At 33.1% G+C, this 13,866-nt stretch carries 16 protein-coding genes and 1 other RNA gene; 9 read left to right on the top strand and 8 right to left on the bottom strand.

Going from position 1 to position 13,866, the window contains the following annotated elements; translation table 11 throughout:
- Nucleotides 1–35: 35 nt before the first annotated feature.
- Genes H131_RS03800 through H131_RS22980 form a run of 5 tightly spaced genes read right to left on the bottom strand, consistent with a single transcriptional unit; the run spans nt 36 to nt 2,303 of the window.
- Entirely contained in the window at nt 36–428 is a 393-nt protein-coding gene (locus tag H131_RS03800; protein WP_010857733.1) for a hypothetical protein, read from the bottom strand.
- Nucleotides 419–898, bottom strand: coding sequence for a hypothetical protein (locus H131_RS03795; RefSeq protein ID WP_010857732.1), 480 nt, complete (start codon nt 896–898; stop codon nt 419–421). The genes H131_RS03800 and H131_RS03795 overlap by 10 nt, the downstream gene beginning before the upstream one ends.
- Nucleotides 895–1,410 carry a MauE/DoxX family redox-associated membrane protein gene (locus H131_RS26040; protein ID WP_419185148.1) on the bottom strand — a complete coding sequence of 172 codons (516 nt, stop codon included), beginning with the start codon at nt 1,408–1,410 and terminating at the stop codon, nt 895–897. Before H131_RS26040 ends, H131_RS03795 begins: the two co-directional genes overlap by 4 nt.
- Nucleotides 1,411–1,416: 6 nt before the next feature.
- Nucleotides 1,417–1,836 carry a peroxiredoxin family protein gene (locus tag H131_RS03785; protein ID WP_010857730.1) on the bottom strand — a complete coding sequence of 140 codons (420 nt, stop codon included), beginning with the start codon at nt 1,834–1,836 and terminating at the stop codon, nt 1,417–1,419.
- A 2-nt stretch (nt 1,837–1,838) separates the two neighbouring features.
- Entirely contained in the window at nt 1,839–2,303 is a 465-nt protein-coding gene (locus tag H131_RS22980; RefSeq protein ID WP_010857729.1) for a peroxiredoxin family protein, read from the bottom strand.
- A gap of 649 nt (nt 2,304–2,952) precedes the next feature.
- On the opposite strand from H131_RS22980, the gene H131_RS26035 reads away from it, so the two are divergent.
- The 3 genes from H131_RS26035 to H131_RS03770 all read left to right on the top strand — a co-directional run bounded on the left by H131_RS26035 (nt 2,953) and on the right by H131_RS03770 (nt 4,668).
- Nucleotides 2,953–3,174 carry a tyrosine-type recombinase/integrase gene (locus H131_RS26035; RefSeq protein WP_080647706.1) on the top strand — a complete coding sequence of 74 codons (222 nt, stop codon included), beginning with the start codon at nt 2,953–2,955 and terminating at the stop codon, nt 3,172–3,174.
- Between the two features lie 236 nt (nt 3,175–3,410).
- The gene (locus tag H131_RS03775; protein WP_080647619.1) at nt 3,411–4,055 is read left to right on the top strand and encodes a YfbR-like 5'-deoxynucleotidase; all 645 of its coding nucleotides are present in this window, start codon (nt 3,411–3,413) and stop codon (nt 4,053–4,055) included.
- Nucleotides 4,056–4,155: 100 nt separating this feature from the next.
- Nucleotides 4,156–4,668, top strand: coding sequence for a zf-HC2 domain-containing protein (locus H131_RS03770; RefSeq protein ID WP_010857727.1), 513 nt, complete (start codon nt 4,156–4,158; stop codon nt 4,666–4,668).
- 495 nt (nt 4,669–5,163) lie between these two features.
- On the opposite strand, the gene H131_RS03765 is transcribed toward H131_RS03770, so the two are convergent.
- Nucleotides 5,164–5,508, bottom strand: coding sequence for a zinc ribbon domain-containing protein YjdM (locus tag H131_RS03765; protein ID WP_010857726.1), 345 nt, complete (start codon nt 5,506–5,508; stop codon nt 5,164–5,166).
- 245 nt (nt 5,509–5,753) lie between these two features.
- Here H131_RS03765 and ssrS point away from each other — a divergent pair.
- Nucleotides 5,754–5,946: non-coding RNA, 6S RNA (ssrS, locus tag H131_RS23425), on the top strand.
- Nucleotides 5,947–6,317: 371 nt separating this feature from the next.
- On the opposite strand, the gene H131_RS03760 is transcribed toward ssrS, so the two are convergent.
- Nucleotides 6,318–7,499 (bottom strand): NupC/NupG family nucleoside CNT transporter, encoded by a 1,182-nt coding sequence (locus tag H131_RS03760; RefSeq protein ID WP_010857725.1) that lies wholly within the window; start codon nt 7,497–7,499, stop codon nt 6,318–6,320.
- Between the two features lie 1,007 nt (nt 7,500–8,506).
- Here H131_RS03760 and H131_RS03755 point away from each other — a divergent pair.
- From H131_RS03755 to H131_RS03735, 5 genes are all read left to right on the top strand, one after another.
- A complete protein-coding gene (locus tag H131_RS03755) occupies nt 8,507–10,063 on the top strand; it encodes a spore germination protein (protein WP_010857724.1) in 1,557 nt (518 codons plus the stop codon).
- 21 nt (nt 10,064–10,084) lie between these two features.
- Nucleotides 10,085–11,272, top strand: coding sequence for a Ger(x)C family spore germination protein (locus tag H131_RS03750; RefSeq protein ID WP_010857723.1), 1,188 nt, complete (start codon nt 10,085–10,087; stop codon nt 11,270–11,272).
- A gap of 6 nt (nt 11,273–11,278) precedes the next feature.
- On the top strand, nt 11,279–11,512 hold the full coding sequence (locus H131_RS03745; RefSeq protein ID WP_010857722.1) for a hypothetical protein: 234 nt from the start codon (nt 11,279–11,281) through the stop codon (nt 11,510–11,512).
- A gap of 25 nt (nt 11,513–11,537) precedes the next feature.
- Nucleotides 11,538–12,686: a GerAB/ArcD/ProY family transporter gene (locus tag H131_RS03740; protein ID WP_010857721.1), complete on the top strand. Its 1,149-nt coding sequence runs from the start codon at nt 11,538–11,540 to the stop codon at nt 12,684–12,686.
- A 189-nt stretch (nt 12,687–12,875) separates the two neighbouring features.
- On the top strand, nt 12,876–13,334 hold the full coding sequence (locus H131_RS03735; protein ID WP_010857720.1) for a hypothetical protein: 459 nt from the start codon (nt 12,876–12,878) through the stop codon (nt 13,332–13,334).
- 129 nt (nt 13,335–13,463) lie between these two features.
- On the opposite strand, the gene ytxJ is transcribed toward H131_RS03735, so the two are convergent.
- Nucleotides 13,464–13,793, bottom strand: a complete 330-nt coding sequence (gene ytxJ, locus H131_RS03730) for a bacillithiol system redox-active protein YtxJ (protein WP_010857719.1) — start codon at nt 13,791–13,793, stop codon at nt 13,464–13,466.
- Between the last annotated feature and the right edge of the window lie 73 nt (nt 13,794–13,866).

The raw sequence follows: 13,866 nt of genomic DNA, 5'->3' as shown, positions 1-13,866 counted from the left end.
TCCACCTCCTTTAAAGATTTTGATGTATAAATAGTTTATTGTTTGTCTATATATAGCGGATATCTGCAAATTTCTTCATTATTTGCATAAATGATATATTTATAATTTCCACTAATAAGAGCAGTAAATCGTATTTGTACCATCCCGTCAATTCCTGGAACCATTTCTTTAATTCTAAAATTTTTTAACTCAGGTAACATAGCTTCATATACTATTTCATCCAAAGGGTCTAGAACCTTTACACTACAGACATATGAATTTAATTCAAGCTCTTCATTAAAAAGGTATTTAAAGTAAACATTTGTTATAGCTGCTGTTGGAAATATAGGAACTGACATTCTATTTAATACATTAAAAATCGTATGTTGTTTACCTATTGGATCAAATTCAATATTTTCGGCCACTAATATCTGACAGTTTATACCCATGCTTTCTTTCCCTTCCAGTTTTTATTATTCACGTCTAGAGCCTCCATACACTCGAACGTGTTTAATAAATTTGAATGTTTTGATAGGCTATTATTTATAGGATCAAAAATTACTAACTCATACTTATGTTCGAACAAAAATTCTTTTGTTTGATTTAAATTATGATTTTTCCATTTCTCTATTTTTGTTTTATATAACCAAGTAGGAGCATTTAAAAACACATGCAACTTCACTTCAGTAGAACTCAGAAAATCATCCATTCTCTTGAAATCTGGAGACTCATAATTAATAAATACAAGTTTAAACTCATTTGAGTCATCTATTTTCAAATTATTTTTCAATAGGAAGTTTTTAAGTATTTTTATATCATTTGAGTAGATTTTTTTATTGATATAATAAACACCTATTAAACTCGACAATAGAAATAATATTAGTGATAATATTAAGAAAATTATGAAATTATCTATCATATGTAGTTTGCCTTCAACTTTTTAATTTGTAAAACTAAATCATAAAAAATAATTACTATAACGATAAGTAAAAATAAAGTGACTTCCAATTTAAAGTCCAACTGATAATTTGGTAAGAGAAACTGAATTAATAAGAGCCCCAATAAAATGCAATTTCTAAATAAGGGATATTTATTCATAAACTCCATGTCTCCAAAACAACTGCAACTACTACCTTTTATATCTTTCTCTTTTTTTCTCTTATTTAATAGAATTAAACAAAAGAATATTAATAAGAGCCCACAGAAAACAATCTTTATGGAACCAAATAAATTAAAAGCAAAACATATAGCTATCAATAATTCTGTGATTAGAAGAAAAAAACTAGAGATATTAATAAGCTGGCGATTTTTTATAATTTTGTAAGAATAAATTTCGCATTTTGTATTAGGAAATGACTTTGCCTTCATATAAAATGACGCAATGAATGTACTAGAAATCAGCAAACTTATAATTATAGAGAAGTAATTCAATATCAATTACCTACTTTCTTCTACAAAACTAATAACCTCTCCGATTTCATCAATCTCTTTGATTTTTTGGATGATTCCATTAGCATCAATGAGTATCAGACTTGGTGTCGTAGCTACTAAATCATGAAATGAATCATAATTAAGTGACATCACCGGGAATGAAAATTCAAATTCTTTAATTATTTCTTCATTATCTAATTCTGAACCGTCTGTTATTAACACAAAATCCTGATTAAATCCACTTAAGCCAGGTAATAGATCAATACAAATTTTACAATATAGAGATGCAAAGCAAACAACAGTCTTTCTAGATAGTTCATAGTTCTTCAGAGATAGCGGAAAAACATAACCTATCTTTAATATGTCCATTTCTTCGCGTATATCTCTATGATTCATGAACATTTGTTTTAAACTCTTAATACTCATAATTACACCTCTTTTTCAGATACTATGCTCAATAATAATTTTTCTATCTGGTCAAAGGTCTTCCCATGATGACCTATTTGAGTAAACAATATTTGCCCTACACTGTTTAATAAAAAAATACTAGGTGTAGCAGAAACATTAAAAACTTTTTCCATGTCTCTATGCTTCATTTGATAAACAGTAGTTTTATTACTATAATACTCCTTCAAAAACTCTACATTTTCTGTAGGGCTATCAAATAAAACGATGGTGTTTGCATTAGGACGTTTATCAATAAAATCTTTAAGTGCTTCAATAACTGGTAAACATCCACTACATGCCGTACTAAAAAAGAAAACTAGTAAATAATCATCTATGTATTCATATAGTTTCACATCACTAATAGAATCAACAGTACCATTATTTAGAAAATCACCTATTTGCAACGGCTCTAAACGTTTTAGAAAACGTAAATTATTATCAATCATAATTCACCTCTGAATCCGACTTGTTGTTACCAATTATAACAATAAAAACCAATAAATTACATTTTTTTGAAAAAGTATATTTCAACATTATTTTTACGTTTAAACACATATTTGCGTAACGCTTTTTTCATATTATAACCATATATTACATAATATTACATAATATTGCAACATATTTTTTCTTTTATTTCTTTTATTATCTAATTAAGTTTAACAAAACCATGTAAATATTTTCAATAACTTTTTACTATTTATTCCATAGTTGGTCTTATCTTTGAAACTACTTCTTAAATGTATGAAATCTAGCTTTTTAATTATGTCTCTTACTGTTCTTTTATTTTTTTCCTACGCCTACACGTATTCACTTGCTCTCGCTTACCTCAAACACTTTGCCATGCTGGCACTAGATCGAATCATTCCTTAGGTCACCACCTCTTTAAATATTAAAAGGGGCACCAACAAAACAGGTGACTTACCTGTCTGTTAGTGCCCGCGTTTTTCCGTAAGTCGCTGAATGCTAAAGCTAAAATACAGAATGTTTTTCATCACCATATTTTAATTGCTTCATTTGGTACACCTACAGCATTTAATTTTTCGTGATTAGCTACATTATTTTCAACAAGAAGCATCTTCTCCACCGTTTTGTTAGATTACCTCCATTGAACAAAAACTTCAAAATGCCATAAAATATAAAAAACACGACCATGTCTTTATCAATATAAGAACACTTGAATGTATAGGTAGGAATCTTGTAAACCACATTTTATACACTGCATACAATAATAAGGCAATATCTAAAAGAATAACTCCTCATGGATTAAGGCACTCATACGCGACGATCTTATGTGCAAAGGTGTACCAGGGACAGTAGTGTAAAAATCTTAGTGATAAACATAATACTGTATTAGATTACTACGCCCACCCATTGAAAGATAAGGAAAAAGAGGTAGCAAGACTTATTACTAAAATAATCGTTTAAAATATTCAGGGTTTGGGGCACTTTTTCGGGAACCAATTCTAAAAATTGCCCTCAATCCCTTTGTAAATGTTTAACCCTAGACATAATGAAACATATTATAGTAACATGCACTTATAAAACAATAAGGAGTGATTATTATAGGAATTCATCAATTTTTTACAAGTCTGAATGATCTAGAGCGCATTATCCGTTGCCCTGGTCGCTTCAAATTTGAGGAACATAATGTGGCAGCTCATTCGTGGAAGGTTTCTCAATATGCCATGTTTTTTGCTACACTAGAGGAGATGAATGGTGCGACTGTAAATTGGAAATCATTATATGAAAAAACCATCAATCATGATTTTGCTGAAGTATTTATCGGTGATATTAAGACACCCGTAAAACATGCAAGCCCCGAGCTTAAGCAAATGCTCGCTCATGTTGAAGATAAGATGATGGAAAAGTTTATTATCAATGAGATTCCCAAAGAGTTTCAGGCTATCTTTTTTGAGCGCATGAAGGAAGGTAAGGATGAAACACTAGAAGGACGTTTGCTCGAATTTGCCGACAAATTAGATCAATTTTACGAAGCCTTTGCTGAATTAAAACGCGGTAACACGGATTTAGAGTTTGTTCATATGTATCAAATGGCTCTCTCAAAACTTTTAGCTATTCCTCTGAAAGCAACAGTTCAATATTTTCGAACTGAGATATTAAAGGATGCGGTGAAAGAGAAAACACATATTGATATTCAAGCATTAACAAATGAAGTTTTAGACGACACAATCAAATAATGTGCATGTACGAGTTTTCCGAATGAAGTGACCGACGGAAGGCTTTTTTTATTTCCTAAAAAAAGTCGTATAATAGAAGTGATCGATTGGAGGGAAGCGTTTGTCACAGGAATGTTCAATTGTAGAAGATTTATTGCCTTTATATATAAAACAAGCACTACAAGCAGATACTGTAAAATTCATTGAGCAACATATAGCTTCGTGCGCACATTGTCAGCTGTATACCTATTCACAGCCATTACCTAAACCCACCATCCCTTTTAAACAGACATTATCCTTTTTCCATGTGGTATTCATTGTACTTTCCTTTATGTTCGCTTTGAATTCATCCCTTCTTGGAAATCAACTGGGCTTTGTTGTGTCCTATGCGCTGTTTGGTTGTCTTACTTATCTGTTTTATAAAAATAGTTGGATCGTTTTTGCCATTAGCTTTATCCCTGTCTTTGTATGGGCCATCATTGATAATGTAATGAATCCGCTCTATATTGGTAAAACTTCATTATCCGATATTGGTACATTGTTACTGGGCGCAACCTTTATTGCTATTTTACATACGATTTTTGCCCTACTCGGTTCTGCGATTGCGATCATTTTGCGCAAATTTTTTAGATAAAAAGCAACTTAACTAAAAAGCTACTAGTCATGAAAATAGTTCTCCTCTGATCCGCAAGCGAACGGTAAAACGGCTATTTCAGATTTATTTATACTAATCAGGTCCGGATAAAGCCATTCGCTACACGTGGACGAACCACTAGCCTCCTCCTTCACTATGCTTCGTGTGGGGGGCTAGCCCAGCTCGTTTTGCCGCAGGTGTCTATATATACCCCTAGAAGTCTTTTGCATTTAAGTTAAAAACTTACAGAACGAACACATTTTACTTGAAATGATTATGAGAGCGCTTCTGGAACATAATGTGCAAATAAGCTCGCTCCTTGGACATGCGACATACAGAAACAGCATAAAAAGCGAGTACACTGATTTTATCAGCGTACTCGCTTTTTGACATGAAAAACCACAGAAAAAATCAAAAGGCTTCGGGAATACTTTTCCTGAAACCTCTTGTCATCCATCTGAAAGAGTCACTTTCTCGACTCTTTGCTAGCTGTTGTTATAATTTTTTCACGAATTCTGATTTTAATTTCATGGCACCGAAGCCATCAATTTTGCAATCGATATTGTGATCTCCTTCAACAAGACGAATGCTCTTTACCTTTGTACCAATTTTTAATGTCGAAGAACTACCTTTTACCTTTAAGTCCTTTATGACTGTTACTGAATCGCCATCTGCTAACAGATTGCCATTTGCATCCTTCACAATCAATGTATCTGTCTCTGACTCCTGCTCTGTTAAAGTAGTACTCCACTCATGCGCGCATTCCGGGCACACAAAGTTTGATCCATCCTCATACGTATATTGTGACTTACATTTCGGACAATTTGGATAAGCTGCCATTTCCGCTTCCTCCCTTTACTTTTTGCTAGGTAAATCCTATATATGCTCCTATCTTTACATACTTAGTGCTATTACGCAAAGGTTGTTCGTATTTTCTGTTCGTATTTGTGAAAAATATATGAAGCAAGTCAAGTAATCACTACATTATATATTAAAAATTTCCATGATTTCTAATGCTCGCCCATTGACTTTTTTTCAAAAACCATCTTACTTGCAAGTTCGTTTATCATGCCGTATTATATCCTTAAAGGCTGCATTGTTCGTACAATATTAAGTTTTAACCTTTAAGCTGTAAAAGGGAGTTTTATTATTGAAGTTGAAATGACGGGCCTCACACCACGGTGAATGAGGATAAGCAGGAAAACTTCTGCGAACACCCACTTTGAGGAGTGGTGGTTTAAAACTTTCTATAATAACTACGGCATACGCGGCTTTTACTCTAAATATGTTATATCAGCATCTTAGCCAAATTGGTTAAGATGCTTTTTTCATCCTAAATAGTCGATCGGGTTAATTTTCTTTGCAATTTTGAAAAAGTCACATAAGCCGATCTTAGTTGAACAAGTATTAAATGTCGAAGGGCTAAAAGTATTTGAAGGATACACATTTATCCATTAACTTTGTAGGTAACTTCACCAATGTAACACACATAAAAACGCCCTTTCTATTCTTCAACTAAACGGCACCGTTAACCATCCATGAAGCGCATAACGCATTTAAGTCATAAAAAACTGCCCCCCAATAAATGTGTCTAACAATTAGGGGGGCAGTTCAAACGATATAGCAACAACAACTGCTTCTTTTTTAAATTAAATAACCATACCAACAATTGTAGCTGTTAAGATACTAACAAGTGTGGCTCCATACAACAACTTTAAGCCGAAACGAGCAACTACATTCCCTTGCTTTTCATTCAAACCTTTTACTGCTCCGGCAATAATACCGATAGATGAAAAGTTTGCAAAGGATACAAGAAAGACTGAAATAATACCCAGTGTATGTGCACTCATAGACTTAGCTGCTTCTCCAAGGCTTATCATTGCAACAAATTCATTCGTTACTAATTTTGTTGCCATAATTCCTCCAGCAGTAATAGCATCTGCCCAGGGTACACCCATCAAGAAAGCAATTGGTGCAAAGATATAACCTAAAATGTCTTGGAAAGATATACCGAAGATCATATCAAATAGTGAATTGATTAAATCCATTAATGCTACGAAACCGATAAGCATAGCGCCAACAATGATGGCTACTTTAAATCCATCCATGATATATTCTCCAAGCATTTGAAAGAAAGATTGCTTATGCTCGTCTTCAATCTTTAAAATATCTTCGCTTTCTTCTACTTTATAAGGATTAATGATCGAAACAATAATAAATCCGCCAAACAAGTTTAACACAATCGCTGTTACAACATATTTTGGTTCAATCATAGTCATATATGCTCCAACAACTGACATCGAAACGGTCGACATTGCTGATGCGCATAATGTATACATTCGCTGTGGACTAATCTTATCTAATTGTTTTTTTACAGTAATGAATACTTCAGATTGACCTACCATTGCAGAAGCAACAGCATTATAGGATTCCAATTTCCCCATACCGTTTACTTTACTTAAAAGTAAACCTATCCATTTCATGATGAAAGGAAGAATTTTAAAATGCTGCAAGATCCCTATCAATACAGATATAAAAACAATTGGTAATAATACATTTAGGAAGAAGGAATACTCTCCTTCATTCGCTAAACCACCAAAAACAAAGGATATGCCCGTACTTGCGTAAGATAATAAATGATCAAATACTTTTGTAAATCCTTTGATTAGAACATAACCAAACTTTGTATTTAGCAGTAATGCTGCAAATAGGAATTGGATGATTAACATAATAATTATGTTTTTATATTTTATTTCTTTTTTGTTTTTACTCATTAACAGCGCTAAACCAAAAACAAGTAGCAATCCACAAAAGGATATTAAGTATCTCATAAGTTCCTCCATAAATAATTTTTGGACGTTCGAACCCAAGACTATAAAGCCATTCTTCCGCTCATTATGTTCCTATATCGAAACTTCAAGAACAGCCAAAGATCTTAACTAGATAATAATCAGTCAGACGTCAGACAATCAATTTACTATAACAGTTTTTTTACTAGCGATTCAATAGTAATCGAAAAAAAATATGCCACAAGGCATACGAGTACGACAAATACAGTATCTAAACAACTTTGTGGAAAAATATATCCTAATTGATGATTTCTTTTATTGAATTAACGATTGGGATTACAGTCAAAAACTCCTCGATTCATTTACTAACCTAAAACAAGGTGCTATTACAGGACCTTTAGTATCACATTTTCATTTCTTTATAGTGGATATCATAAAAATAGCCAACTAAATCACTTCTCGATATTCCCTGTTTCTTTGCTTTATCTGCAATAGGAAGTCTTTTTTAATATTTTTCCTTCATACTCATCAAGACTTATTCCCCCAAAAATAGATATTGCATTATAATCGAATTTGACATGGTAAACTACAGTTCCTTTATTGTGTGAGATTTTTGATATATTATGTCTTTCATTTTTAAGACAACTAAAATAAGCTTATGACCTTAAAAAAACCACCACTCTAAAATTGAGGAGTGGTGGTTTAAAAATTTCAATAATAACTCGGCATAGCGGCTTTTAAGTTTAATTTTATAGTCACAAAGCTTTTAACGACTCATCCTTCTTTTTGGAGGGTGAGTTTTTATTGTCAAAATTGGTGGTAACATTCACAATAAGACAGATGTTTGAATGGTATTTAGACAGTCCCTTTATAATTTATAAATGCTTGTAACGTGACATCAATTAATTCCCCACTCTTTTTTGCTTCCCTACTTTGCGTTCTTCTCCTAATCTTCTTAAAAAGATTTTCTCTTTCTACCAAATACTAAGTTTATTTATTTACAAATTTGTACATCCTCTTAATAGTTTAAAAAACTTATGGAGGAGGACATGAAAGTGAATGCTTTAGAGAATACTAGCACCTCCCAACAGAATGCTCAAAAGACACCACTAAACACATCACTGTCAAAAAATATAACTACGTTAAAAGAAGCTTTTGGCAGTAGTGATGACATTATTATTCGCGAGACTTTAATTGGTAAATTAAAGAAACGGTCCATTGCAATTATTCACACTGATGGTTTAGCGAATAGTACGGTCATTTCAGACTTTATCGTAGAGCCACTTTTATCTGACTTAAAGGAGACTCCTGAAACGACAATTATTGAGTTAAATCAATATTTAAAGGATTACTGTTTAACGGTGGGTCATGTTAAAGATATAGTAGATTTTGCCTCATTGTATAGCGCTGTCTTAAATGGAGATACCATCCTATTGTTGAATGGATTAGCAAAAGGCATTGCCACCAGCACAAAAAGTTCTAAAGATAGAGCAATAACGGAACCTGCAACAGAATCGGTTATTAGAGGACCAAGAGAGTCATTCACAGAGACTTTGCGTACCAATACGGCTTTAATCCGACGTAAGATAAAAAGCCCAAACCTTTGGGTAAAGTCCATAATCATTGGCGAAGTGTCACAAACAGATGTAACAGTAATGTATATCAATGGTATAGCAAACGAGAAAATGGTTCAGGAAGTATTTGATCGATTAAATTTGATTGATATTGATGGCATCTTAGAAAGTGGCTACATCGAGCAGATGATTCAAGACACTGGATTTTCTTTATTTCCTACAGTTTATAATTCAGAACGTCCTGATGTCATTGCGGGAGAATTATTAGAGGGTAAAATCGCCATTTTAGTAGATGGCACTCCTTTCGTTTTAATTGTACCTGCATTATTTACTTCTTTTTTGCAATCTGCAGAGGATTACTACCAAAATGCTATTGTCAGTTCATTTGTTCGCATCATTAGGTTTTTAGGGATAAGTCTTGCTTTAGTTGCACCATCTCTCTATATTTCACTCACTACTTTCCATCAAGAGATGATACCAACACCTTTACTCATCAATATTTATTCACAGCGAGAAGGTGTACCCTTCCCAGCGTTTGTGGAGGCACTGATTATGGAAATTGCATTTGAAGTGTTGAGAGAAGCAGGACTACGAATGCCGAGAATGATTGGCCCCGCCATCTCAATTGTAGGTACCTTAATAGTTGGGCAAGCAGCCGTCGAAGCAGGGATTGTTTCAGCAGCAATGGTCATCATTGTAGCCTTAACAGCCATTTGTAGTTTTCTTTTTCCGGCATATGGATTATCTAATTCAATACGTATTTTGCGATTTCCACTAATGATTTTAGCCGCTATGTTTGGGTTATTTGGTGTATTTATAGGAATGATGTTTCTTATCTTACATTTATGTAGTTTACGCTCCTTTGGCGTCCCTTATATGAGTCCTTTCGCGCCGTTAATTCCAGAGGATCAAAAAGATGCGCTCCTTTTATTTCCGCGTGGATCTTTATTAACTCGTCCACGATTAATCAGTCAAATAAATAATGTAAGAGGACATAAGCATTTAAAAAACAAAAAAAGACATGCCCATTAACTGTTAAAAAGAGGGATCCGAATGAAAAAAGCAATAACCATTATTTTACTCATCTTTTTGATGCAAATTTTAAGTGGTTGCTGGAGTAAACGTGAATTAAACGAACTTGCTCTTGTTGTTGCACTTGGTATAGATCTAATAGATGACGAATATGCCATATCTGTTCAAGTAGTAGACCCTAGTGAAATTTCTTCAAAACAACCCTCCAGTGGTCGTGCACCAGTCGTCACCTACCACGCTACAGGAAAAACGGTATTTGAAGCAATCAGAAAAATTTTAACATTATCTCCGAGGAAGTTATATTTTGCCCACCTTCAAATGGTCGTCATTGGAGAAGAGTTAGCACAGAGTGGCATAAGTGATATCATCGATTTTCTAGCGAGAGACCAAGAGATTAGAAATGATTTTACTTTTATCGTAACGCAAGAAGCAACAGCTAAAGATGTGTTAAATGTATTAACACCTATCGAAAAAATTCCTGCAAGTAGAATGTTAAATTCCCTTCGAATTTCTCAAGATGCATGGGGATCTACATTAGCTGTTGACATTGAGGCTTTGCTTACAAAGTTTAGTGGCAAGGACCAGTATACTGTTTTATCAGCAATTGAAGTTCAAGGAGATCCAAAATTAGGGATTGACCAGACTAATGTAGAAAGAATTGAAACACCAGTAAAATTAAAGTTTACAGGGCTTGCCATATTCAAACAGGACAAACTATTAGGCTACTTAACTGAATATGAAAGTAAAAGCTTTAATTATTTAAATGATAAGATCAAATCTACAATTGAGATTATCTCCTGTCCATCAGACGGACAATTAACAACAGAAATAACTCAATCGAAAACAACAGTTAAAGGACATATAGAAGATGGTAAACCTAAAATAAAGGTTCACATCGATGTTGTTCAAAATGTTGCAGAAGTTAAATGTGATATTGATTTAACCGAAATCGATACCATTGACTTTATTAATAAAAAAACTGAAGAATCAATTGAAAACGATCTCCATCACGTTCTTAACACTCTTCAAAAAAAATACCAAGCAGACGTACTTGACTTTGGTGAAGCTATACATCGTGCTGATGCAAAAAGATGGGACAACATAAAAAACGACTGGCAGACAATATATCCCGACTTAGAGGTAGATGTTAAGGTCAATGTCAATACACAAGGTTTAGGAACTATGCAAAATGCAAAATTAAAGGAGTAATATGAAATGCTTATCATTATAGGAATATTAATCATTTCAGCGTTTATTATCTATGTTGAACTACCAAGTTTGAAAAAAGGTGGTGCTAAAACAATTTGGGCATTTTCAATTTTGCTAATTATGGGGCTAACTCTAAATATCGCCATTATTTTAAATGCCACAATTATCAGCCCCCTGGATGTCATTATTTATATTTTTCAACCAATTAGTGATTTTTTAAAAACAACATTGTTGAAATAAAAATATCTAAAAAGAGGATAATATTATGGAAAAACAATTGATAAGTGCACGCCAATTCACGATAATTGTCATTCTCTTTACTGTAGGGACAGGCATATTAATTATTCCCGCAAGCATAGCACTAGAAGTGAAACAAGATGCTTGGATAGTTGCCATAATAAGTACAATATTAAGCCTAATCATCATAAAGTTTTTTATAACTTTAGGGAAAAAAATGTCTACCTTGTCTTTTGTAGAGGCTACTGAAAAAATATTAGGGAGTTTTATAGGTAAATTTGTATCTATTGGATTTGTCATCTTAACATTGCTATCGTCAGGAGAATTACTATACTTTATCGGTAATTTTCTACAGACGGAAGTAATGCCAGAGACCCCTCCAGTTGTATTTGCAATATTGTTTAACTTTATTATCCTTTTTGCATCCTATTTAGGTTTAGAAGTTTTTGCGCGTACATTAGAAATACTATTTCCTATTTTTTTGTTTATATTTGTTGTCTTTGTGCTATTTGTCTCTCCGCAAATTGACATTAGACATATACAACCAGTTCTAGAAGTCTCAACACAACCATTTATTTATAGCGTTTTACATTTTATGGGTCTCTTTTCTTTTCCATTAGTAGTTCTATTAATGATTTTTCCATCTGCTATCAATGTGCATAAATCCGGTCAAAAAGGATTATATATTGGCACGTTAATAGGAGGATTCATTTTAACTATCTTTATAGCATTATCTATCCTTGTATTGGGCGTAACAAATACTTCACTAAGAATATTCCCTAGCTACACCCTAGCTCAAAGAATTTCAATTGGTAATTTCCTGCAACGCATTGAAATTATTATGGCTTTTATGTGGATGGTCACAATATTTGTAAGAGCATTTATGTATTTTTACGCATCATTACAAGGTTTAGGACAAATACTTAATATTAAAGATCATCGGCCGTTAATCCTGCCACTTGGTTTTATTACAGTTGCACTTTCTCAAATTGTCCATCCGAATATAGTGCATTCAGATAAGTACAATAAAGAAACTTGGCCATTATATATATCAATATTCGCAATTTTATTACCGCTGTTACTACTTGTCGTGGCCAAATTACGTAAAATCAACAGCCCAGAAGATGCAAATCAAACGAAAAAGAATCAGTTGAAAGATGACCAAATGATAAACTAACAAAACTTTTATTGTTATTCTTTGCTTAAGCGAGGTAAACAATATTTCGATTCTTACCTTTATGTTGGACTATCATGAAAATATTTTTTCCATACTATGTAATGTTTTGTAATAAGGAATTATAGCTCTCTCCTTGTATAATTCCTACGCATTTTGAACATATATGGAGTAACAAGGGAGGTAATTAAAATGAAAAAACTATTTTACATCGTGATGTTATTCACACTATTATTATCAGCTTGTGGAAAAGATACCCAACCAAAAGAAGTAGCGGTCGATAAAGACACATCCGTAAATGATATTGTGGGCGCTATCGTAAAAAATAAATACAATGTAAAAGAAGAAGACAAAGGTATCGTAACTATTTCGATACAAGATACAGATGTACGTGAAGGTTTAAAAAGTCAGATGTTGAAGGATTCCACAAAAATATTCGCAGAAATTTCGAAACTAAAAAGTGTAAAAACGCCGTCCATTGTCTGGTCTGCCCCATTAGCAGAGCCTAATGGAAAAGAAGAAATGACCGAGGTCTTAAGTATTTATTTTAATGAAGAGGATTTTAAAGAAGTTAATTGGGCTAACTATAACCAACTGAATATAGAATCAATTGCTACTCAGTATAAAGAACATGATGCCCTAGAAGATTAATTATACGTATTTATTTTTCCATACACTCTGCCGTTGTTTAATCTTGTAATTGTTCTTCTTTGTAAAATACCCATCTTAGTATAATTTACAAAGATGGGTATTTTACTTTGGTCCTAAGTAAACAACGTATTAGTTTACATATGCATGTATTGCTTCAGCTAATAGCGTACGCTTTATTTTATAATGGGTTGCTTGCCAAATACCTTTCCCATTCAGCAAGATTAAAAATTGCGGTGATTCATGCTTTACGCCAAGCTCTTTTTCAATGCTGTTCGATACGTCTCTTTCCATCTGGACAATAACTAAGTATTTTAGCAAATTTGTGTTTAGTGCTTTGAATTCATTTAATGCTGAAATGCTACTAATACAAGTCATGCTGAATTTTAGTAAAAGTATAGGCTGATCTTTCGACTGCTTTACTATTTTTCCCCACTCTTCGCCTGTTTTAATGCGCTGCACAATGTGAACCTCCATTGTATACTATACAGGGTATTCGAGATGAACATTAAAAAAAAGCACGAGACCTCTCAAT

Source organism: Lysinibacillus sphaericus OT4b.31 (assembly GCF_000392615.1).
GTDB classification, from domain to species: domain Bacteria; phylum Bacillota; class Bacilli; order Bacillales_A; family Planococcaceae; genus Lysinibacillus; species Lysinibacillus sphaericus_B.
Note: the sequence above shows the minus strand (reverse complement) of the source record. Positions and strands in the feature narration are given on the sequence as shown.